Source organism: Rhodococcus ruber (assembly GCF_016804345.1).
GTDB classification, from domain to species: Bacteria; Actinomycetota; Actinomycetes; order Mycobacteriales; family Mycobacteriaceae; genus Rhodococcus; species Rhodococcus ruber.
On sequence record NZ_CP044211.1, the window covers coordinates 774,158 to 795,101 of the forward strand.

Annotated in this window: 19 protein-coding genes; 7 read left to right on the forward strand and 12 right to left on the reverse strand. The window is 71.0% G+C overall.

The annotated features are described in order from the left end of the window. Positions 1 to 64: 64 nt before the first annotated feature. Entirely contained in the window at positions 65 to 946 is an 882-nt protein-coding gene (locus tag F1734_RS03585) for a LysR family transcriptional regulator ArgP (RefSeq protein ID WP_040273548.1), read from the reverse strand. A gap of 72 nt (positions 947 to 1,018) precedes the next feature. On the opposite strand from F1734_RS03585, the gene F1734_RS03590 reads away from it, so the two are divergent. After that, positions 1,019 to 1,618: a LysE/ArgO family amino acid transporter gene (locus tag F1734_RS03590; protein ID WP_040273550.1), complete on the forward strand. Its 600-nt coding sequence runs from the start codon at positions 1,019 to 1,021 to the stop codon at positions 1,616 to 1,618. Positions 1,619 to 1,631: 13 nt separating this feature from the next. On the opposite strand, the gene F1734_RS03595 is transcribed toward F1734_RS03590, so the two are convergent. Next, positions 1,632 to 2,048 (reverse strand): pyridoxamine 5'-phosphate oxidase family protein, encoded by a 417-nt coding sequence (locus tag F1734_RS03595; protein ID WP_017681602.1) that lies wholly within the window; start codon positions 2,046 to 2,048, stop codon positions 1,632 to 1,634. A 153-nt stretch (positions 2,049 to 2,201) separates the two neighbouring features. On the opposite strand from F1734_RS03595, the gene F1734_RS03600 reads away from it, so the two are divergent. Then, positions 2,202 to 4,925, forward strand: coding sequence for a cation-translocating P-type ATPase (locus F1734_RS03600; protein WP_017681601.1), 2,724 nt, complete (start codon positions 2,202 to 2,204; stop codon positions 4,923 to 4,925). A 230-nt stretch (positions 4,926 to 5,155) separates the two neighbouring features. Here F1734_RS03600 and F1734_RS03605 read toward each other — a convergent pair whose 3' ends face one another. Continuing rightward, a complete protein-coding gene (locus F1734_RS03605; RefSeq protein WP_230831719.1) occupies positions 5,156 to 5,680 on the reverse strand; it encodes a DUF6448 family protein in 525 nt (174 codons plus the stop codon). A gap of 301 nt (positions 5,681 to 5,981) precedes the next feature. Between F1734_RS03605 and F1734_RS03610 the strand changes: the two genes are divergently transcribed. The 3 genes from F1734_RS03610 to tgt all read left to right on the forward strand — a co-directional run bounded on the left by F1734_RS03610 (position 5,982) and on the right by tgt (position 10,063). Beyond that, the gene (locus F1734_RS03610; protein ID WP_155621887.1) at positions 5,982 to 6,884 is read left to right on the forward strand and encodes an amidohydrolase family protein; all 903 of its coding nucleotides are present in this window, start codon (positions 5,982 to 5,984) and stop codon (positions 6,882 to 6,884) included. Positions 6,885 to 7,539: 655 nt separating this feature from the next. Beyond that, positions 7,540 to 8,772 (forward strand): MFS transporter, encoded by a 1,233-nt coding sequence (locus F1734_RS03615; RefSeq protein ID WP_420803903.1) that lies wholly within the window; start codon positions 7,540 to 7,542, stop codon positions 8,770 to 8,772. 25 nt (positions 8,773 to 8,797) lie between these two features. Then, positions 8,798 to 10,063, forward strand: a complete 1,266-nt coding sequence (gene tgt, locus F1734_RS03620) for a tRNA guanosine(34) transglycosylase Tgt (protein WP_064066490.1) — start codon at positions 8,798 to 8,800, stop codon at positions 10,061 to 10,063. Between the two features lie 31 nt (positions 10,064 to 10,094). On the opposite strand, the gene F1734_RS03625 is transcribed toward tgt, so the two are convergent. The 5 genes from F1734_RS03625 to F1734_RS03645 form a co-directional block, all read right to left on the reverse strand. Next, positions 10,095 to 10,820 (reverse strand): queuosine precursor transporter, encoded by a 726-nt coding sequence (locus F1734_RS03625; protein WP_017681596.1) that lies wholly within the window; start codon positions 10,818 to 10,820, stop codon positions 10,095 to 10,097. Between the two features lie 93 nt (positions 10,821 to 10,913). Continuing rightward, the gene (locus tag F1734_RS03630) at positions 10,914 to 11,945 is read right to left on the reverse strand and encodes a V-type ATP synthase subunit I domain-containing protein (RefSeq protein ID WP_203011364.1); all 1,032 of its coding nucleotides are present in this window, start codon (positions 11,943 to 11,945) and stop codon (positions 10,914 to 10,916) included. 49 nt (positions 11,946 to 11,994) lie between these two features. Then, complete coding sequence (locus F1734_RS03635) at positions 11,995 to 12,930, reverse strand: DUF2189 domain-containing protein (protein WP_099528215.1); 936 nt, start codon at positions 12,928 to 12,930, stop codon at positions 11,995 to 11,997. A 146-nt stretch (positions 12,931 to 13,076) separates the two neighbouring features. After that, positions 13,077 to 14,000 (reverse strand): tRNA glutamyl-Q(34) synthetase GluQRS, encoded by a 924-nt coding sequence (gene gluQRS / locus F1734_RS03640; RefSeq protein WP_203011365.1) that lies wholly within the window; start codon positions 13,998 to 14,000, stop codon positions 13,077 to 13,079. 61 nt (positions 14,001 to 14,061) lie between these two features. Beyond that, positions 14,062 to 14,964, reverse strand: a complete 903-nt coding sequence (locus F1734_RS03645; protein ID WP_040273560.1) for a LysR family transcriptional regulator — start codon at positions 14,962 to 14,964, stop codon at positions 14,062 to 14,064. A gap of 123 nt (positions 14,965 to 15,087) precedes the next feature. Here F1734_RS03645 and F1734_RS03650 point away from each other — a divergent pair, with 123 nt between their 5' ends. After that, on the forward strand, positions 15,088 to 16,473 hold the full coding sequence (locus F1734_RS03650; protein ID WP_040273563.1) for an MFS transporter: 1,386 nt from the start codon (positions 15,088 to 15,090) through the stop codon (positions 16,471 to 16,473). Beyond that, positions 16,470 to 17,207, forward strand: coding sequence for a 3-hydroxybutyrate dehydrogenase (locus F1734_RS03655; RefSeq protein WP_203011366.1), 738 nt, complete (start codon positions 16,470 to 16,472; stop codon positions 17,205 to 17,207). Before F1734_RS03650 ends, F1734_RS03655 begins: the two co-directional genes overlap by 4 nt. A gap of 103 nt (positions 17,208 to 17,310) precedes the next feature. Here the strand turns inward: F1734_RS03655 and F1734_RS03660 are convergent, their stop codons facing one another. From F1734_RS03660 to F1734_RS03675, 4 genes are all read right to left on the reverse strand, one after another. After that, positions 17,311 to 17,895, reverse strand: coding sequence for a TetR/AcrR family transcriptional regulator (locus F1734_RS03660; RefSeq protein WP_017681591.1), 585 nt, complete (start codon positions 17,893 to 17,895; stop codon positions 17,311 to 17,313). A 98-nt stretch (positions 17,896 to 17,993) separates the two neighbouring features. Continuing rightward, positions 17,994 to 18,644 carry a superoxide dismutase family protein gene (locus tag F1734_RS03665; protein ID WP_040273568.1) on the reverse strand — a complete coding sequence of 217 codons (651 nt, stop codon included), beginning with the start codon at positions 18,642 to 18,644 and terminating at the stop codon, positions 17,994 to 17,996. A gap of 48 nt (positions 18,645 to 18,692) precedes the next feature. Then, the gene (locus F1734_RS03670; protein WP_010594882.1) at positions 18,693 to 19,097 is read right to left on the reverse strand and encodes a membrane protein; all 405 of its coding nucleotides are present in this window, start codon (positions 19,095 to 19,097) and stop codon (positions 18,693 to 18,695) included. A gap of 296 nt (positions 19,098 to 19,393) precedes the next feature. Next, complete coding sequence (locus tag F1734_RS03675; RefSeq protein ID WP_102031882.1) at positions 19,394 to 20,914, reverse strand: metallophosphoesterase; 1,521 nt, start codon at positions 20,912 to 20,914, stop codon at positions 19,394 to 19,396. Positions 20,915 to 20,944 lie beyond the last annotated feature (30 nt).

Genomic DNA, 20,944 nt, shown 5'->3' on the forward strand with positions numbered 1-20,944 from the left:
ACGCCCGCGCTCGGTGGTCCGGTGCCGGTCTCGACGCCCGGCGGGTCCAGCGTCCATGCCATTGTCAGCGCAGTATCTCCCCGGCGGTCCGCCGGACGACGTCGGTGAGTGCGTCGAGCACCGGCGACTCGAGCCGCCAGCGCTGCCAGTACAGCGGCACGTCGAACGGGTCGTCCGCGGCGAGGAACACGAGTCCGTCGGTGTCGGTGAGCATCGGTTCCGGCAGCATGCCCCAGCCCAGGCCGAGCCGCGCGGCCTCGACGAACTCGGCGGCGCCGGGCACGTAGTGCCGCGGCGGGTCGAGGCGGCGCCGGGTGCGGCGGCGCAGGAACCGGTCCTGCAGGTCGTCCTTGCGGTCGAAGCTCAGCATGGGGGCGTGCCCGAGCGCCTCGGCGTCCGGTCCGCCGGGAAACCAGCGGTCCGCGAAGTCGACGCTCGCCATCGCGTGATACCGCATGGCGCCGAGCCTTTCGGAGACGCACCCCTGCACCGGCTCGGGCACCGACGTCACGGCGGCCATCGCGGTGCCGTCCCGCAGCCGCGCGGGGGCGTGGTACTCGTCCTCCCGGTGCACTTCGAACAGGGCGCGATGACGCTCGGGCATGCGGGCCAGGGCGCGCAGCATCCACGTCGACATCGAGTCCGCGTTGACGACGAGGGGAACGGACACGTACTCGTCCCGGCCGGCCGTGAGTCCGAGCGCCTCGGCGGTGTCCTCTTCGAGCCGCGCCACCTGCCGGGCCAGTCGCATCACGGCCTCGCCCGCGGCCGTCGCGGACACCGGCCGGGTGCGCCGCACCAGGACCCGGCCGACGTGCTGCTCGAGGGCCTTGATCCGCTGGCTCACCGCGGACGGGGTGAGGCGCAGCGCCGCGGCCGCGCCGTCGAAGGTGCCCTCGTCCAGCACCGCGGCGAAGGTCCGTAGCTGCGCGAAGTCCAGATCCACGTGAAGAAACTCTAACGGTACTGAAGAAAACTCAACTGTCCTTCATCGAGCCGGATTCCTAGCGTGGGTGGCATGCACCTCGTCGTCGTCGGATTCCTCACCGGCCTGTCGCTCATCGTCGCGATCGGTGCGCAGAACGTGTTCGTGCTGCGCCTGGCGATCGCGCGGCGGCACGTGCTGCCGGTGATCGCGGTCTGCGCCCTGTCCGACGCGGTCCTCGTCGCCGCCGGCATCGCCGGCATCGCCACGGTGCTCGACCGGGTTCCCGGCGCGCTCGGGGTGATCCGCTGGGCCGGCGCGGCGTTCCTCGTGGGCTACGGACTGCTCGCCGCGCGGCGGGCGCTGCGCCCGGCGGCCCTGACCGCCGCGGCGGGCGGTCCCGTCACCGTCGGCGCAGCGCTGGCCACCTGCCTGGCGCTGACCTGGCTCAACCCGCACGTCTACCTCGACACCGTGCTGATGCTCGGCTCCGTCGCCAACCACCACGGGGATCCGGGACGCTGGTGGTTCGGCGCCGGCGCGGTGCTGGCCAGCGTCGTGTGGTTCCTCGGGCTCGGTTACGGGGCCCGGTTGCTGCGCGGAGTGTTCGCGAGACCCGCCTCGTGGCGCGTGCTCGACGGCGGCATCGCCGTGCTCATGGTCGGCCTCGGCGTCGGCATGGTGGCGGGCTGACGCCGGGCTCGCGTCAATCCTTGACCAGCGCGAACCGGCGGCCGCTGATCTCGCTCGCGGTGACCTCGACGAAGTTGTACTTCGGAGTGGGCACCCAGGCTTGCAGCCCCAGTTCCTCGGCCTCCTGGATCTCGTTGTAACGAACCAGGTTTCGAGCTCGACCGTGCAGCACCACGCTCCAGGCCCGGTCCTGCTCCACGTGGTCGGCTTCGAAGGCCACCTCGGCGTTCAACGTCAGCTCGACCAGCTTGCTGCCCTCGGCCGTCCGGAAGTACAGCTTCCTGTCACGCACCGCGAAGTTGATCGGGAAGACGTCGGGCCGTCCGTCCGAGACCACCACGAGCCGGCCGATCCGCTCGGTGCCGAGCAACTCCCAGCTCTCCTCGTCGCTCAGGACGACGACAGGATCGTCGATGTTCGGCTCACTCATGGCTCCTCCGATCCGGCGGCGTGCGCCTCGATATCACCGCCTCCAGCACATCACGGATCCGGGCGCGGCACAGGCGGATCGTGTGTCGAATCGCGCGGCATCCGTCACATCGATAGCGTGGGAGCCGCCCGACCTCACCGAGGAGCGTGCGAGATGACCCTGGCCACCACGTGGCACACCCGCGACGCCGACGCCGTCGCGGCGGCCCTCGACGTCGACCCCGCGGTGGGACTGTCCACCGGTGAGGTCGAGGAGCGCCGGCTCGAGCACGGGCCCAACGCCCTCGTCGAGGCGGCAGCCGTGCCCGGCTGGCGCAAGGTGCTCGCCCTGCTCGCCGACCGGATGACCCTCGTCCTCGTCGCCGCCGCCGTGGTGAGCGCCGTGGTCTCGCGCGAATGGGAGACCCCCGTGGTCATCCTCGCCGTCATCACCCTCAACACGGTCCTGAACTACGTGCAGGAGCGACGGGCCGAGAACAGCCTGCAGGCGCTGCGGCAGATGGCCGTCGACACCGCGCGGGTCCGCCGCGACGGCCGCGAACAGCACCTGCCGCGCACCGAACTGGTGCCCGGCGACGTCGTGCTCCTCGAGGCCGGCGACTCCGTGCCCGCCGACGGCCGGGTCGTCACGGCGGCACGGTTGCAGGTCGCCGAGTCCGCGCTCACCGGTGAGTCCCATCCCGTCGACAAGACCGTCGAACCCGTCGACGACGAGCAGGCCCCGCTGGGCGACCGCGCCGACATGCTCTTCATGAACACCGAGATCACCCGCGGGCGGGGCGCGATGGTGGTCACGGCCACCGGGATGCAGACCGAGATCGGCGCGATCGCCACCCTGCTCGGTACCGCGGGGGTGGAGAAGACCCCGTTGCAGCGCCGCATCGACCAGCTCGCCAAGACCCTCACCATCGTCGCGCTCACCGTCGTCGCCGTCGTGTTCGTGCTCGGCCTGCTGCGCGGACAGTCGTGGTCCGACCTGCTGATCACCGCCGTCTCGCTCGCCGTCGCCACCATCCCCGAGGGGCTGACCGCGGTCGTCGCGTTCACCCTCGCGATGGGTGCGTCGCGGCTCGCCGCCCGCGGCGCCATCGTCAAACGGCTCGCCGCCGTCGAGACCCTGGGCAGCACCACCCACATCGCCACCGACAAGACCGGCACCCTCACCCTCAACGAGATGACGGTGCAGCGGCTGCTGGCCCGCGGCCGCAGCTTCCGCGTCACCGGAACCGGATACGAAACCGACGGCAAGATCCTCGTCGGCGACGGGCTGCCGCCCCCGGACCTGACCGCGCCGCTGCTCGGGATGGCCCTGTGCAACGACGCCGTCGTCCGCGACGGGGTGCTCGTCGGTGATCCCACCGAGGGCGCGCTGGTGGTGCTCGCCGAGAAGGGCGGCATCGACGTCGAGGGGGCGCGGCTCGCGGTGCCGCGGCTGGCGGAGGTGCCGTTCGACTCCGCCTACAAGTACATGGCGACCTTCCACGCCCTGCCCGACGGCGGGTACCGGTGCTTCGCCAAGGGCGCTCCCGGCGCACTGCTCGACCGGGCCACCGCGATGCTCGACGGGGACGGCCCCGTCCCGCTCGACGACCGTCGCCGCGAGCGCCTCCGCTCGGCGGTGCAGTCGCTCGCCGCCGAGGGGTTGCGCACCCTGATGATCGCCGGCCGGGACCTGCACGCGGTGCCGCGGGGCGACGCGGAGGCACTGCAGCGTGCGGTGTCCGACCTGACCCTCTACGCCGTGGTCGGCATCGTCGATCCGCCGCGGACGGAGGCCGAGCGGGCCATCGAGGTGGCCCATGCCGCCGGCATCGAGGTGCACATGATCACCGGCGACCACCTCGTGACCGCGTCGGCGATCGCCGGCCGGCTGGGCATCGGTGGTGCCGCGGCCACCGGCGCCGATCTCGATGCCCTGAACGACGACGAGTTGCGCTCCCGGGCAGCAGATTTCGGGGTGCTGGCTCGCGTCGCGCCGGAGCACAAGATCCGGGTCGTCAAGGCGCTGCAGGCGAACGGCGAGGTCGTCGCCATGACCGGCGACGGCGTCAACGACGCGCCGGCCCTCGAGCAGGCCGACATCGGTGTCGCCATGGGGATCACCGGCACCGACGTGTCCAAGAGCGCGGCCGACATGATCCTCACGGACGACAACTTCGCGACCATCGTCGCCGCGGTCGAGGAAGGCCGCGGCATCTACGCCAACATCGTCAAGTTCGTGAAGTTCCAGCTGACCACGGCGTGGGGGTTCGTGCTGATCTTCCTCGTCTCCGGGGCGCTCGGACTGGCCGGGGGCGCACCGTTCACCGCCCTGCAGATCCTGTGGGTCAACATCATCATGGACGGTCCGCCGGCCCTCGCCCTCGGCGTCGACCCCACCGAGCCGGGCACCATGTCCCGGCCGCCGCGGCCGGCACACGAGCGTCTGCTCAGCCGCGACCGGCTCCGTCGCATCCTGGGGCTGGGCATCGTCATGACCGCCGGAACCGTCGCAGTGCTGCACTACGCGCCGCAGTGGTTCCCCGAGAGCGCCGGCGATCCGCTGTTCGCCACCACCCTCGCGTTCACCACGTTCGTCTTCTTCCAGGTGTTCAACCTGCTCAACGTCCGTTCGGAGCTCGGCTCGGTGTTCTCTCTGCAGACCCTCACCAACCACAGCATCTGGATCGCGCTCGTCGTGGTGGTCGTCCTGCAGGTCTGCGTGGTCCAGACGGCCTTCCTGCAGGGCTTCTTCGACACCACCGCGCTCACCTCGCAGCAATGGGCGCTCGCCGTCGGCGTCGGATCTTCGGTGCTGTGGGTGGACGAACTCGTCAAGGCCACCGGGCGGAGCCTGCGGCGCCGGCGTGGTGACGCGCACGCCCGGTCGGGCGCATAGTGGAAGTGGTGTCGCCCTCCGACGAGCACCGCAGAACGCGGAGGTGGGAACGATGGACATGGGCTTGATGCACATGATGCACATGCTGATGATGCACATGCACCACATGCTGATGCCAGGAATGCCGATGCATCACATGATGCCGATGTGACGGCCTCACACATGTCGATGTGACGGCATCACATGTCGAGGTGAGGGCGTCACGGGAGGCCGTCGGGGCGGCGCCCGGATCAGCCGTGTGGGTGCCCGCCCTCGTGCGGATCCCTGTGCATGCTCTTGTAGAGGTGATGGCTGTACACCTGGAAGCCGAGCATCGCCTCGGTGTACTCCCGCCGCTCCGCGGTGGTCACGGCGTCGGCCAGGGCGACGATCCGTTCCAGGCGCGCTTGCAGCTGCCGGTGCAGCTCGGCGGACAGGAAGGCGTAGAGCTTCTCGATCGAGCCGGTCTCGATCGCGCGCTCGGCCAACGGGATCACAGGGCCGACGTCGCCGCCCGCAGGCTTCACGCCGGTGAACGAGGCACCCTCGCCCGCGCGGTGCAGCCGGACCACGGTGTCGAAGAAGTAGAGATCGGCCACCTCGTGGGCGATCGGACCCTCCGCGCGCGCGGCTGTCGCCCGCTCGAACGCCGTGCGCACCTCGTCCTCGGCTTCGAGGGGAACGAACGGCAGGATCAGCTCGACGTTGTCGTCGCCCAGCGCCGCCTCGGCGGCCTTGACGACGGGGCCGTCCATGGAATCGCAATGGGGAGGCACGGAGTGCTCCTTCCGACGATCGGCGAACACGCTCGGTCCCAGGCTAGTGCCGTGGGGTGTCCGCGTCGAAGGGGTGCACGTCCGGCCGGGGCCGCGAGCGCCTCGGCGGGGTCCGGGCGGAGGCGTGCGGGTCGATCGCGCCGGGCGAGGTCCGGGCCGGCACCGTACATACAGTACGTACGGCGTGGCGGGTCCGGGCCGCGGGGGTGGCTGCCGGGCCTCGCGCCGTCCGGCGGCCGGGTCCGTCGCCGGGATGCGAACGACGGTTGACACGGGGGCGCGCGGCGGCGAACGTGGACGCATGAGGCGACGTCCCCGCGTCGACGTGCATCAACATGTGTGGCCGGCGTCCTTCGTCGACGCCCTCCGGGCGCGCAGTGCGCCGCCCCGGCTCGACGGCTGGGTGCTGCACCTGCCGGGCGAGCCGCCGTACCGGGTCGACCCCGCAGATCATTCGGTCGCCGCGCGGACGGCCCTCGCGGTCCGGGACGGGATCGATCTGGCGCTGGTGTCGCTGTCGAGCCCGCTCGGGATCGAGGAGCTGCCCGCCGAGGAGTCCCGGCCGCTGCTCGACGCGTACCACGAAGGGGCGTTGAGCCTGCCCGACCGGTTCGGTGTGTGGGCCGCAGCCGGTCTCGCCGAACCCGACCCGGAGACGCTGCGTGAGGTCCTCGCGGCCGGCTGCGTGGGTCTGCAGCTGCCGGCGACGGCCCTGGCCGACTCGGCGGGCTTCGACCGGTGCGCGCCGCTGCTGGCGGAACTCGAGCGGGCACACAAGCCGCTGTTCGTGCACCCCGGTCCGGCCGCCGCGCCCGGCGCTCCACCGTGGTGGCCGGCGATGGTGTCGTACGTGACCCAGATGCACGCCGCCTGGTTCGCCTGGCACGAGTTCGGGTCGCGCCGGTTCCCGGCGCTGCGGGTCCTGTTCGCGATGCTCGCCGGCCTGGCCCCGCTGCATGCCGATCGGATGGCGATGCGCGGCGGTCCCGGCGGCATCCCCGGGGCCGGGGTCTATGTGGAGACGTCGTCGTACGGGCGGGAGGTCGTCGCGGCGGTGACCGCGCGTCTGGGCGAGGACCGGGTGCTGCTCGGCTCCGAGCGGCCCTACGCGCGGCCCCTGGTGCTCGGCGGTGCCGCCGGCATGCGGCTGCGGACGGACAACCCGGCGCGCTTCTTCGCGATGGTGCCTGCGCAGACCCGTTGACACGGACGATCTGTCGCCGCGCCCGGTCGTGGACGACCACCACGAAGTGTGGCTGCGTTCGTGGCTGCCGGGCGGAGCACGATCACGGCGACGACGCGGGCGCCGTCGCGGTGGCGCCGGGTCTGCTGACGGAGACCGGCGTCTGCACTCCGGGAGTCTCGGTGGGGTCGAAGTAGCGTTGTCGCGCAGGAAGATTCGTGCGGGTACGGTCCTCGGCTCCGGTGCCGATCGCGTCCACGAGGTGACGAGCGACACGAATTCTCCGGACGTCGGCATTCGCACGTGCGCGCCCGGCGAACCGGTACCGGATCGCCGGCGGGGCGCTCCGGCTGCGTGCATCCGAACGGCCGGCGCGGACCGGTGAACCCCGTCGCCTGTGCCGGTCGTGGTGGTCTCCGAAAGCAACTGCCGCAGAATGGGACTGGTTATCGCCGCTGCGGGTGCGGCGGCCGGATCGCGGCGCGAGCTGTGGACGTCGTCTCGGGCGCGGCAGGTCGTGGACCGCTCCCTCGCCGGCGCGGCTCGTGCCGGGGTGGCCGAACTCACGTCCTCCCGATTCGAGGTCGGCTCGGCGTGTGCACGAGAATGGAGACTCGGCTGGTTTCGCACGCCGACACGATCCAGCGCATCCCGCACTATTCGAAGGTTCCCGCTCATGACGACGACGGCATCCGCATGCCCACCTGCCTCCGCAGCACCGGTGGCCGCCCCCGCGGCCGCCACGACACCGGACGCCCGGCCGCGGCGGGCCCGGGCGATGTGGGCGCTCGCCCTCGGCGGATTCGGCATCGGGACCACCGAGTTCGTCGCGATGGGCCTGCTGCCCGACATCGCGACCGGCCTCGGGGTATCCGAACCCACCGCCGGGCACGTCGTGTCGGCGTACGCCGCCGGTGTCGTCGTCGGTGCGCCGTTGATCGCGGCGCTCACTGCCCGGTTGCCGCGCAAGGCGCTGCTGATCGCGCTCATGATCGCCTTCACCGTCGGCAACGCGGCGACGGTGCTCGCGCCGAGTTACGGACTGCTCGTCGCCTCCCGGTTCGTCGCCGGGCTGCCGCACGGCGCGTACTTCGGGGTCGCCGCCCTCGTCGCCGCGCATCTGGCCGGCCGCGGGCAGCGCGCCCGGGCGGTGGCGCTGGTGATGATGGGCCTGTCGGTGGCGAACGTCGTGGGCGTGCCGGTCGCGTCGTGGCTCGGCATGGCGCTGGGCTGGCGCTCCGCGTTCGCACTGGTGGCGGTGATCGGCACGGTCACCGTCGCCGCGATCGCCGCGTGGGTGCCCGCCCTGGCGATCCGCACCACCAGCGTGAGGACCGAACTCGGCGCGCTGCGGCGCGGGCAGGTGTGGATGACGCTCGCGGTCGCGATGATCGGCTTCGGCGGCGTGTTCGCCGTCTACACCTACATCAGCACCACCCTGACCGACGTCGCCGGAGTGTCGAAGGCGCTGGTCCCGGTCGCCCTGATGCTCTTCGGGCTCGGCATGGTGCTCGGCAACGTGGTCGGCGGCCGCGTCGCCGACCGGGCCCTGGTGCCGGGCATCTTCACGACCATGACGACGCTGGCGGTGCTGCTGGCCGTGTTCGTCGCGGCCGCGCGCAACCCGTACACGGCCCTGGCGATGGTGTTCCTCCTCGGCGCGGGTTGCGCCGCGGTCGGGCCGGGTCTGCAGATCCGGCTCATGGACGTCGCGGAGGACGCCCAGACCCTGGCCGCGTCGCTCAACCACGCGGCGTTCAACCTCGCCAACGCGTTCGGCGCCTGGATCGGGGGCGCGGTGATCGCCGCGGGCTTCGGCTACACCGCGCCGGCCGCCGTGGGTGCGGTGCTCGCGCTCGGCGGGGTCGCCGTCCTCGCCCTCGCCGTGCGACTGCCGTCGGCGCCGTGACCGGACCTCGTGATTGGATACCGACGTGACCGACCCCAGCACCACCGCTTCCGCCGTGCCCACCCCGCCCGACCCGTTCTTCACCGTCGGTACCCGGCTCGACAACGGACTCGGACGCACCGGCACGATCCACACCCCGCACGGTGACATCCACACCCCGGCGTTCGTCGGTGTGGGTACCAAGGCGACGGTCAAGGCGGTCCTGCCCGAGGCGATGAAGGAACTCGGGGCGCAGGCGCTGCTCGCCAACGCCTACCACCTGTATCTGCAGCCCGGATCGGACATCGTCGACGAGGCCGGTGGGCTCGGGAAGTTCATGAACTGGGACGGGCCCACCTTCACCGACAGCGGCGGATTCCAGGTGATGTCCCTCGGGGTCGGCTTCAAGAAGGTCCTGGCGATGGACGCCGTGGGCGTGCAGTCCGACGACGTCATCGCCGAAGGCAAGGAGCGGCTCGCGCACGTCGACGACGACGGCGTCACCTTCAAGTCCCACCTCGACGGCTCCCGGCACCGGTTCACGCCCGAGGCGTCGATGCGCATCCAGCATCAACTCGGCGCCGACATTATCTTCGCGTTCGACGAGCTGACCACCCTGATGAACACCCGCGGCTACCAGGAGCGGTCCGTCGAGCGGACCCAGGCGTGGGCGGTGCGGTGCATCGCCGAGCACGAGAAGCTCACGGCGCAACGCGCCCACCGTCCGTACCAGGCGCTGTTCGGGGTGGTGCAGGGTGCGCAGTACGAGGACCTGCGCCGGCAGGCGTGCCGCGGTCTCGAATCGGTCGTCGGCGAGTCGGGCCGCGGCTTCGACGGCTACGGCATCGGCGGCGCCCTCGAGAAGCAGAACCTCGGCACCATCGTCCGGTGGTGCACCGAGGAACTGCCCGAGCACAAGCCGCGGCACCTGCTCGGCATCAGCGAACCCGACGACATGTTCGTCGCGATCGAGCACGGCGTCGACACGTTCGACTGCGTGAACCCGTCCCGGGTGGCGCGCAACGCGGCCATCTACCACCCGGACGGCCGGTTCAACATCAACACCAGCCGGTTCCGCCGCGACTTCACCCCCATCGACGAGGACTGCGACTGCTACACCTGCCGCCACTACACGCGCGCGTACATCCATCACCTGTTCAAGGCCAAGGAGATGCTGGCGTCCACGTTGTGCACCATCCACAACGAGCGGTTCACGGTGCGGCTCGTCGACGACATCCGCGCCGCCGTCGACGGCGGAAACTTCGAGGAGCACAAGGCCGAGACCCTGAGCCGGTTCTACGCGCGGCGGTGAGCGAGGACCCGGCGGTCCGCGTCGGCTGCCGTCACTCGGCGTAGGTCGGCTCCCGCCGCTTCACGTACGCGATGACCGCGTAGGTGACCGGCATGACGACGATCTCGACGAGCGTCTTCCACAGGAACCCGACCACCACGTAGTTGACGAAGTCCGCCCACGTGGTGATGCCGATGACGCCGGCGGCGATCGCGCAGAAGATGAGCGTGTCGGCGAACTCGCCGACGACGGTGGAGCCGATCAGCCGAGCCCACAGGTGCTTCTCCTTGGTGATCTCCTTGATGCGCACCAGCACGTAGGAGTTGAGCAGCTGCCCGACGAGGTAACCGGCGAGACCGGCCAGCAGCAGTCGCGGCACCACCCCGAGGACGGCCTCGAACGCGGGCTGGTTCTCGTAGAAGTCGGCGGGCGGCAGCTGTTGGGCGATCCAGAAGCACAGCGCGGCCAGCGCCACCGCGCCGAAACCGTAGTACACGGCGCGTCGGGTCGCGGCGAAGCCGTAGACCTCGCTCAGGACGTCGCCGACGATGTAGGCGAGCGGAAACAGGAAGAACGCACCGTCGGTGATGATCGGCAGGACCTGTAGCGGGCCGAGCGCCCATTCGGCGTCGCCGAAGAACGCCACGCCCTTGCCGGCGGCGACGTTGGAGATGATGAGCACCGCCGTGAACAGGGCCACCAGTCCGGGGTAGTGGCTGCGGACCACGCGGGCGAAGTGCGTGTGGTCGGATTGCTGGGTCTGCACGTGCTCTGTCACCCGGCCATCCAAGCACTCGGGCGGGCGGAAGGCGAAGAACGGACGAACAGGACGCGGACCCCGGCCCGGCGGATCGGGGCCCGCGACCTGCTGTCAGGGGGCTACGCGCCCACCCGTGGCGACGCGGTAGGCGTACGCGTAGGCGATGGTGGTGACGGGCACGGTGACCAGCAGGCCCACGTAGCACAGCAGCGCGCCGACGAAGTTGATCGCGGACAGCACCAGCCACAGCAGGATCAGCTGCCCGACGTTGGCCGCGGCCGCGGACGCGCTCGACTTGATCGCCGTGACCGCGTCCTGCCGCTGGTCGATGACGAAGTGCAGCGCCCACACGGTCAGGAAGGCGACGACGATGCCACCGACGATGACGAGCGAACCGAGCAGTGTTCCCAGCGCGATGAGCAGGGACACGAGCAGGATGGGACCGAGGCTGCCGACGCGGAAGAAGTCCTTGAGCGCCGGCTTGTGACCGTCCAGCTCGTACAGGGCCCCGCGCACCCCGGCCGCCTGGACGACGAGCATGCCGATGACGAACGCGACGATCAGCACGATCATCACGGCGATCCCGACGCCCGACATGCCGGTGCTGTAGCCGTAGCGGTCCGTCGTGGTCGAGGCCATCACGACCCCGAACATCAGGGCGCCGAACACCAGGGCGGCCACGACGATCACCCCGGCGAGGCTCAGCCAGCCGCCGACATTCTCACTGAACTTGCGCCACCCGTAGCTCAGGGCGGCGCCGATGTCGATCTGCGGGCGCGAGGAACCGAAGCCGGGCGGGTAGCCCGGAGCTCCGTAGCCGGGGGGCGGTCCGTACCCGGCGGGGCCTCCCGCCGGCGGTGACCCGTACGGTGCCCCGCCGTACGGGTCACCGGGCTGCTGCGGTGCCCCGCCGTACTGGGGGCCGCCGTACTGGGGAGCGCCGTACTGGGGAGCGCCGTACTGGGGAGCGCCGTACTGCGGTGGCGGGCCCTGCGGCGGACCGTAGCCGGGCGGTGGCGTGCCGTAGCCCGGTGGGTAACCCTGGGGCGGGCCGTACCCGGGCGGTGGGCCGTACGGCTGTGCGCCCGGGTGCTTGTTCGGATCCTGCGGATCGGGAGTGGGTTCGTAGCCCCCGCTGGTCATCGTGGTCCTCGTGATTCGTGACGTGCCGCTTCGTGGAACGCCGTACCCGTCAGGGTGCGACGCCGCGTCCGGTGGTCACCCGGTAGGCGTAGGTGGAAGCGATGATCGTGAGCGGGATGGTGACGAGCAGACCCAGCCCGCACGGGATCGCACCGAGGATGTTGATGCCCACCAGAGCGAGCGCCAGCAGCAGCAGCGGCCCCACATTGGACGAGATGGCCCGGAAGCTGGACTTGATCGCGTCCACCGGCTGCTCGTTCCGGTCGATGACGAACTGCAGCGTCCACCAGGTCAGGAAGATGACGATGAAGCCGGGGATGATCAGCAGGATGAAGCCCACCACGGTCATGAGCGAGACGAGCAGGCTCGCGACCACCACGGCGCCGATGTTCTCGAACTGGAAGAAGGACCCGAACGACGGGCGGTTGCCGTCGGTTTCGTGCAGCGCGCCGCGCACGTAGGCGGCCTGGATCAGGATGCTGACGAACACGCTGACGATCGCGCCGATGATGCTGAGCGCCGACAGTTCGTTCGTGTCGAAGCCGCCGAAGATCACGTTGATCACGAACTGGATCAGCGCCGCCGCGACGACGAAGGCGATCCAGACGCCCGCGTTCTGGCTGAATTTCTTCCAGCCGTAGCCGATGGCCTCGCCGACGTTGAGCTGCGTGGGGGCGCCGAATCCGCCGTACTGGCTACTGCCCGGCGGGTAGTTGCCCGGCGGGGGAGGGTAGCCGCCCTGCGGCGGGTAGTTCCCCGGCGGGGGCGGGTAGCCCCCGGGGGGTGGGTAGTTGCCCTGCGGAGGTGGGTAGTTGCCCTGCGGAGGTGGGTAACCGCCGGCAGGCGGGTAGTTGCCCTGCGGGGGCGGGTAGTTCCCGGGCGGGGGGTAGCTGCCGGGAGGGGGCGGGTAGCCGCCCTGCTGTGGGTCGGGTTCGCCGCCCTGGTTGTAGGGCTCTTTGCTGGGGTCGTAACCGCCGGTCGTCATCGGATCCTTCTCGAGGGGAGGGTGGAGCCAATCGCGTTGTCGACTGCGCACACTACGTCCGACGCGTCCGAATTGCACGATCACCGGAACTTCCGCGAGCCGGACGAGCGGCACGAAACGGACCGGTGCCGGGCGCGCGGAGGGTGTCACCAGCCGCCGTCGTACACCCACGGCTCCCGCGGGAGCCGGGCCGGATCCCATCGCTCGAGCAGCAGTCCCACTGTGACGGGTTCGTCCTTGTCCGCCAGGTCGAGCGAGACCGCGATCCGGCCCAGCACGTCGGCTGCGGTATGGCCCAGCGCCGCCTGGTCGGTGAGCGTCACCGCGCCGTCGCGTTTGGCGAGGCGCTTGCCGTGCACGTTGAGCGCCAGCGGCACGTGCGCGTACGTGGGCACGGGAAGCCCGAGCAGCGCCGCGAGGTAGGCCTGCCGGGGAGCGGAGGTCAGCAGGTCGTCGCCGCGGACCACCTGGTCGATGCCCTGGGCCGCGTCGTCGACGACGACGGCCAGGTTGTAGGCGGGAATGCCGTCGCCGCGGCGCAGCACCAGGTCGTCGACCACACCCGTGAAGTCGCCGTGCACCACGTCGTGCACGGTGAAGGTCGAGGCGCCGGACCGCAGGCGGATCGCGCCCGGCCGGCCGGATGCCCGTTTCGCTGCCCGCTCGGGTTCGGTGAGCGTGCGGCACGTGCCCGGGTAGGCGCCCTGCGGGGCGTGCGGCGCGGACGCCGCGTGCTGGATCTCGCGTCTGGTGCAGAAGCACTCGTAGGTCAGACCCGCGCGGGTGAGGCGGGCGATCGCGGCGTCGTAGAGCGGCAGCCGCCGCGACTGGTGGACGACCTCGTCGTCCCAGTCGAGGCCCAGTGCGGCGAGGTCGGCGAGTTGACGTTCCTGCGCGCCCGGCCGGACCCGGTCGAGATCCTCGACGCGGAGCAGAAACCGGCGCCCGGTGCTCCGGGCGAACAGCCACGCGAGGACCGCCGTGCGCAGGTTCCCGAGATGCAGGTCGCCCGACGGGCTTGGGGCGAACCGGCCGGCCCCTGCCCGCGCGTCCCCGGCCGAATGTGACATCTGGTCAGACTATCGACTGCGATGTCACATTCGGTCACGTGCGCGGCGGCCGGGTGGTGGGTCACGCGGTGGGGCGGCCGAGCAGGACGGAACGCTGGGCGTGCACGGTCTCGCGGATCGCTGCGACGACGGCCGCGACCTCCGGCCGGCGCAGCGTCTCCGACCGCGCCACCATCCAGTAGTTCAGCCGCGCCTCCACCTCCGCGGGCAGGATCCGCACCAGGTCGGCGTGCCGGTCGGCCATGAAGCACGGCAGCAACCCGACCCCGGCCGCGGCGCGGGTGGCCTCGACGTGGACGAACACGTTGGTCGAACTCACCGACTCGTGCATGTCCGGGGCGATGCGACGGGCCAGGTCCAGGTCGTCGACCTGCAGCATCGAGTCGATGAAGTACACCAGCGGGTGACGACCCAGCTCGCGCACCGTCGTGGGAGCGCCGTGCTCGTCGACGTAGGCCCGCGCCGCGTACAGGCCGAGGGTGTAGTCGGCCAGCCGGTGCGCCTCGGCCCGATGCACCTGGGGGCGTCCCACCACCACCTCGAGGTCGAGCCCGGACCGCTGCTGCGACGCGCGACGGGTGGCCGCGACGATCTCCACCGCGACGCCCGGGTGCCGTCGCCGCACCAGCGCGCCGGCCGGCGCCGCGATGTAGGCGCTGAAACCGTCGGTGGCCGAGACCCGCACGACACCCTCGAGGCCGCGGTCCCCGCCGGGACCGGCCAGTCCGGACACGGCGGCCTCGATCCGCTCGGCCGCGGCGAGTGCCGAGCGGCCGAGCTCGGTGAGTTCCCACCCGCCCGACGCGCGGGCCAGCACGCGCCCGCCGAGGCTCTTCTCGAGCGCCGCGATGCGACGGGCGATGGTGGTGTGGTTGACGCCGAGGTCCTCGGCGGCGGTCGTGAACCGACCGGTGCGGCCGACGGCCAGCAGAACCAGCAGGTCATCGGCCGACGGCGCGCTCATATGTGCATTCTTGCAGATCTGCTCTGCGGATCGCGTCATTGTGCATGCAGATCTGCGCATCGATACTCGGCACATGCCTTCAGAAGTGTTGCCCGTCACAGTCGGATCGAGGAGGACGAACCCATGAGTGTCGAACAGTCGCGGCCCGGCGGCCACGCACCGGACGAGACCCCCACCTCGGGTCTGCGCAAGGTCGTCGGCGCCTCGATGGCCGGCACCGTCGTCGAGTGGTACGAATTCTTCCTCTACGGCACCGCCGCCACCCTGGTGTTCTCCAAGGTCTTCTTCCCCGACAACGGCAACGAACTCGACGCGATCATCGCGGCGTTCGTCACATACGCCGTCGGTTTCGTCGCACGGCCCCTCGGCGGCGTCGTGTTCGGGCACTTCGGTGACAAGTTCGGCCGCAAGAAGCTGCTGCAGACCAGTCTCGTGCTCGTCGGCGTCGCCACCTTCCTCATGGGCTGCCTGCCCACCTTCGGCGCCATCGGCTACTGGGCGCCCGCGCTGCTCGTCACGCTGCGCTTCGTGCAGGGCTTCGCCGTGGGTGGCGAGTGGGGCGGCGCGGTGCTGCTCGTCGCCGAGCACAGCCCGGACCGTTCCCGCGGCTTCTGGGCCTCGTGGCCGCAGGCCGGCGTCCCGATGGGCAACCTCGTCGCCACCGTCGTGCTGCTGGTCCTGACCACGACGCTGTCCGACGCGGCGTTCCTCTCGTGGGGCTGGCGCATCGCGTTCTGGCTGTCGGCGGTCATCGTCCTGGTCGGCTACTACATCCGCACCAAGGTCACCGACGCACCGATCTTCCTCGAGGCTCAGCGTGAGGCCGAGCAGCTGAAGTCCAGCTCGTACAGCGTCGTCGAGGTCGTCAAGCGCTACCCGCGCGGTGTGTTCACCGCCATGGGCCTGCGTTTCGCCGAGAACGTCATGTACTACCTCGTCGTCACCTTCTCGATCACGTACCTCAAGGTGGTCGTCGGCGCGGACACCGCCACCATCCTGTGGTGGATGCTCGCCGCGCACGCCGTGCACTTCGCGATCATCCCCGTCGTCGGGCGCCTGTCCGACACCTTCGGCCGCCGCCCGGTGTACATGGTCGGGGCCGTCACCGCCGGCACCTGGGGCTTCTTCGCCTTCCCCATGATGGACAGCGGCCACAACGCCCTGGTGATGTCCGCCATCGTCATCGGCCTGGTGTTCCACGCGTTCATGTACGCCGGTCAGCCCGCGATCATGGCCGAGATGTTCCCGACCCGGATGCGCTACGCGGGTGTCTCGCTCGGCTACCAGGTGACCTCCATCGTCGCCGGCTCGCTCGCACCGATCATCGCGACCGCCCTGCTCAGCCGCTACGGCAGCGCCGTCCCCATCGCGGTCTACCTGGCCGTGGCGTCGGTGGTGACGATCATCGCCGTCGTCGCCGCCCGGGAGACCAAGGGGATCAGCCTGCGCGACGTCGACGCCGCGGACGTGCGGGCCGTCGACGCCGAGAAGACGGCGGTGCCCGCATGAGTGCCCGCACCGCACTGGTCACCGGCGGAGCGAGCGGCATCGGCGCTGCCTGTGCCCGGGAACTCGCCGCCCGCGGCGTGCACGTCACCGTCGCCGACGTCGACGAGGTGGCCGCCAAGGCCCTCGCCCACGACATCGGGGGACGGGCGTGGGGGGTGGACCTGCTCGACACCGACCAGCTCGACGGGCTCCGGCTCGAGGTGGACATCCTCGTCAACAACGCCGGCATCCAGGTCGTCCGGCCGATCGAGGAATTCGCGCTCACCGATTTCCGCCGCATCCAGACGCTCATGGTGGAAGCGCCGTTCCTGCTCGTGAAGGCGGTCCTTCCGCACATGTACGAGCGCGGTTTCGGGCGCATCGTCAACGTGTCGTCGGTGCACGGCCTGCGGGCGTCGGCCTTCAAGTCCGCGTACGTCACCGCCAAGCACGGCCTCGAGGGGCTGTCGAAGGTCACGGCCGTCGAGGGCGGTCCGCACGGCGTCACCAGCAACTGCGTCAACCCCGGCTATGTGCGAACCCCGCTGGTGGAGAAGCAGATCGGCGATCAGGCCCGGGTGCACGGCATCGACGAGGAGCGGGTGCTCGCCGACGTGCTGCTCACCGAACCCGCGATCAAGCGGCTCGTCGAACCCGAGGAGGTGGCCTCCCTCGTCGCGTGGCTGGCGTCGGACGACGCCGGCATGGTCACCGGCGCGTCCTACACGATGGACGGCGGCTGGACCGCGCGCTGACCCACCCCCGGGGTGCGTGGTGCGTGGGTGTGTGGCCGAATGTCACATCGCGTCGATCAGATCGACCGCGTGTGACATTCGGCCACAAGCATTCTGGAAGCAGTCAGCGGGCGTCGGCGCCGTCGAGCGACAGCTGGATCTGGGTGTGCAGCGCGTGGGTCAGGTACTCCGGCGGATACAGTTCCGGACTGGCGATCGCGTCGAGCGCCAGGCCGTTGACCGCGGCCAGCAGCAGTGCGGCCCGGGTCTCGGCCTCCGCGGTGCCCATCCGGATCAGGACGGCGGACACCGCGGTGCGCATCGTGAACAACGTGGTGTGCCGGATCGTGCTCAACGAGGGCGACGTCGCGGCGCGCACGGTGAACGCCGCCATCACGTGTGCCTCGGCGGTGCGCTGCTCGTCGAGCGGCAGCAACTGGCTCAGCGCCGCGAACAGGGTGCGCGCCGGATCGATGTCCGGGTCGACGGTGCTCAACCGCGTCAGCACCCGCTCGGCGAGCGATCGGAACGAGTAGGCGAGCATCTCGTCCTTGGTGGGGAAGTGGTGCTGTACGGCGCCGATCGATACACCCGCATGGCTGGCCACCTCACGCACGCTGGCGCCGTCGAGCCCGATCCGTGCCGCGACCTCGAGCAGGGCAGCGGCGAGACGCGTGGGGCTGGTGGTGGCATAGGGACGCGCGCGCATGGATGCACCGTACCTGCAGGTATCTCCATACGCCGGTATGGGGCACCGCACGACACCTGCCCGATGTGTCCGGTCCACCTTCCGCGGTCGGACCCCGGTCAGAAGTCCTCGTCGACGCAGGCCAGACGAGCACCGGCCATGCCGGCCTCCCCGGGGCCGGTCTTGGTGCGCTCGGCGTGGAGCACCACCGAATTCGCCTCGTCGTCGCGGAACTCCCAGTCGACCGTCGTCGACGCCTGAGCGTTGCCGTTGCCGTCGGTGGTGATGTCGAGCCAGACCTCGTTCCCGGGATTGGCGAAGGCGGGATCCGTCGACGGGGATTGCGGGGTGGCCGCCGGGTCCACGTCGTTCTGATAGTGCGGACCGGCGTCCGACGGCTGCGGCCCGCACGGCTGCGTGTGGACGTGCACGCCGAAGTCACGGGTGGGTGCCAGCCCGCTCGCCTCGAGCGTGACCGTCGTGCGTCCACCCTCCTCCTCGGATTCGACGGTCACCGTCGAACCGACTGGGACGGCGGCCTCGTCGTAGGTGAATGCGTTGTCGTCGCCACCGCCTGCGCCGGGCAGCTCGAAGGCCACTCCGTCCGTGCCGGGCAGTGCCGTGGGCATGCCGGTGGTCGTCGTCTCCGAGGTGGGGGGCGCCTCGACGGTGGCCTGGTTCTCCGTCGAGGAATCATCGCCGCCGCACCCCGCGACGACGAGTGCGGTCAGGGACACGCCTGCGATAAGGGTTGTGCGTCGTGTGTTCATGTGTCGGCGGTACCCACGGTGCGTCGTGCCGAACCCGCGACGGGACCCTTACCTGGACATCCCGCCGATGATCAGGGACAGGCCCGCCCCGAGGAGCCAGACGTCCTTGGCGATCGGCGTGCCCTGCTGGGTCGGGCGGAAGGATCCGCCCTCGTGCATGCCGGGCATCTTCCAGTACATCGCGAGCAGGCCCGAACTGAACGCTGTCAGTGCGGAACCGGCCACCACGGGGGAGACGAAGGGGGCCAGCAGCAGGGCGCCGACGCCGATCTCGGCGGTCGACAGGGTCTGGCCGAACGTCTCCGGCCGCATCTTCCCGAGCCGGGGGAGCGCCTTGCTCGCCATGTCCTGCAGCCCGGCCGCGGCCTCGGGCGGGAGATCGCGCTTGCCCAGCCCGGAATTGAGGATGAAGGCGCCGGTGGCCAGCCGGAGCGGAACGTTGCTCAGTCGCACGGGAACCTCCGGAGGATCGGATGCCGCTGATTATCCCGCATTCCCCCGGCGGCGGGAACTCCCCGCGCCGTCCGGGTGCAGCACACCGGTCGGCTCGGCCGGCGGGAGCACCCCGCGGCCGGGTACGGCCGGCGGCTCCTCTTCGGCAGCGTCCGCGCGCCGGCCGCCCACGGTGACGCGACCGCTGCGAACCGCGGAGCGCACCGCGGGCGACGCCGCCGACGCGCTCGGGGAGGCCCGCCCCGGAAGCCGCGCGGCGACCGCCGAACGTGCCTCGGCGGCAGGGTGATCCGTGCTCATCCGGGTATCACCGCGCGGGGCACACCGGCACGCAACTGCACGTCCACCACGAAATCGCCGTCCTCGGGGGTGTAGCGGCGGCGCGGGTCGTGGTCCTCCACCCGGAAACTGTCGAGGGCGGGCGAGTGGGTGGTGACGGCGACCGTGCCGCCGTCGAGATCGAACTGCAGCAACCGCTGGAATCCCGTCGCGCGCCGGCCGTCGACGAGGAAGTACTGATAGTCGGCGAGCATCTCGACCACACACCGGTCACTGCCGGGGATCGGGCGGTCGGTCACCGTCGTCTGCCCGTCGACGTGCCCGGACAGCACCATGAACACCGACTCGTGCGGTACGACGAGCCGGTTCCAGATCTGCTGGCCGGAACTGCCGCCGATGTCGCCGAATCCACTCATCCGGAGACGGCCGTCCTCGTCGAGGTAGTAGTGCGCGGCGACGATCGTGTTGCGGTCGGGATGGGCGGCCAGCACCCCCTCGGCCCAGTGCATCACGTGCTCCGGCGGGTTGTAGCCGAGGTAGAGGACGAGGAAGGGGGTGCCGGCGATCTCGAACAGGTCGTAGTGCGCCGAATTGTCGGCGTCGGTCACCGAGTCACCCCACTGCGGCCGGTCCCGGTACCGCTGCGGCCCGAAGTACTCGTTGTACAGCGCATGGTTGCGTTCGTGCTCGCCCGGCACGAGCCGGCCGGCGACGTTCCACAGGTTGTCGTGGTTGCCGGGCAGGACCCCGTAGGGCACGCCGGCCGCCTCGAGAATTCCCATCGCCTCCGACGCGACCTCGAACTCCGTGCGGGCGCGGGCGTCCGGGGCGCCCGGCCGGATCCACGACTGGATCAGGTCCCCGGTGTGCACGGCGTAGGCGATCTTCCGGGCACGGGCCTGCTGCGCCGTCCACGTGGTCATGTCCCGGAAGACGGCGGTGTCGTCGCGGGCGAGGTACTGGGTGTCGGTGAGGTGCTGGATCGCGAAGTCGTAATCCGCCGGGTCGGCGAACGCCTGGTCCGGTGCGGCGTCGCGGAAGCTCCGGTCGCGACGGGGCGCGTCGATCACCAGGATCTCCAGGGGGCCGGCGACGTCGGTGACCCGCGCCTCGAGCACGATCGGTCCGCCGGGCACCTCGGGCCGCGCGACGGCCCGCGGCTCGCCCCACGAACCGTCGGTGCGCACGTGCAGGGCGAGGTCGTCGAGGTTGACGCTGCGGCCCTGCCACCGGAGCGTCACCGACTCGGTTCCGGGGGGAAATTCGAGTTCGTAGCGGACATAGGGATACTCGTCGAACTCGTCGCCGACGGACGCCGGTGCGCCGCGCTCGCCGACGGCGCGCGGGAGCGGCGGGTCGGCGGAATCGGTCACCCCCGCGTACATCGTCGCGGACGTCGCCGGGACGTCGGCGGTCAGTCCCGTCGCCGGGATGCCGACGGACGTGACGGGCGCGGGCGGGGTGACCTCGGCGGGACCGGACAGGAGGGCGGCCACGGCCAGCAGCGACACCGGAAGCCACCAGCCCGGAGCGCGCATGCCCCGAGGCTACCGCCGGTCAGGCGCGAG

Coding starts and splice junctions, on each gene's coding strand:
- F1734_RS03645 (WP_040273560.1), bottom strand. CDS start 14,964: ATGAGCGCGCCGTCGGCCGATGACCTGCTGGTTCTGCTGGCCGTCGGC.
- gluQRS (WP_203011365.1), bottom strand. CDS start 14,000: ATGTCACATTCGGCCGGGGACGCGCGGGCAGGGGCCGGCCGGTTCGCC.
- F1734_RS03610 (WP_155621887.1), top strand. CDS start 5,982: ATGAGGCGACGTCCCCGCGTCGACGTGCATCAACATGTGTGGCCGGCG.
- F1734_RS03635 (WP_099528215.1), bottom strand. CDS start 12,930: ATGACGACCGGCGGTTACGACCCCAGCAAAGAGCCCTACAACCAGGGC.
- F1734_RS03660 (WP_017681591.1), bottom strand. CDS start 17,895: ATGCGCGCGCGTCCCTATGCCACCACCAGCCCCACGCGTCTCGCCGCT.
- F1734_RS03595 (WP_017681602.1), bottom strand. CDS start 2,048: ATGAGTGAGCCGAACATCGACGATCCTGTCGTCGTCCTGAGCGACGAG.
- F1734_RS03650 (WP_040273563.1), top strand. CDS start 15,088: ATGAGTGTCGAACAGTCGCGGCCCGGCGGCCACGCACCGGACGAGACC.
- F1734_RS03615 (WP_420803903.1), top strand. CDS start 7,540: ATGACGACGACGGCATCCGCATGCCCACCTGCCTCCGCAGCACCGGTG.
- F1734_RS03600 (WP_017681601.1), top strand. CDS start 2,202: ATGACCCTGGCCACCACGTGGCACACCCGCGACGCCGACGCCGTCGCG.
- F1734_RS03590 (WP_040273550.1), top strand. CDS start 1,019: ATGCACCTCGTCGTCGTCGGATTCCTCACCGGCCTGTCGCTCATCGTC.
- F1734_RS03665 (WP_040273568.1), bottom strand. CDS start 18,644: ATGAACACACGACGCACAACCCTTATCGCAGGCGTGTCCCTGACCGCA.
- F1734_RS03630 (WP_203011364.1), bottom strand. CDS start 11,945: ATGACCAGCGGGGGCTACGAACCCACTCCCGATCCGCAGGATCCGAAC.
- F1734_RS03655 (WP_203011366.1), top strand. CDS start 16,470: ATGAGTGCCCGCACCGCACTGGTCACCGGCGGAGCGAGCGGCATCGGC.
- F1734_RS03675 (WP_102031882.1), bottom strand. CDS start 20,914: ATGCGCGCTCCGGGCTGGTGGCTTCCGGTGTCGCTGCTGGCCGTGGCC.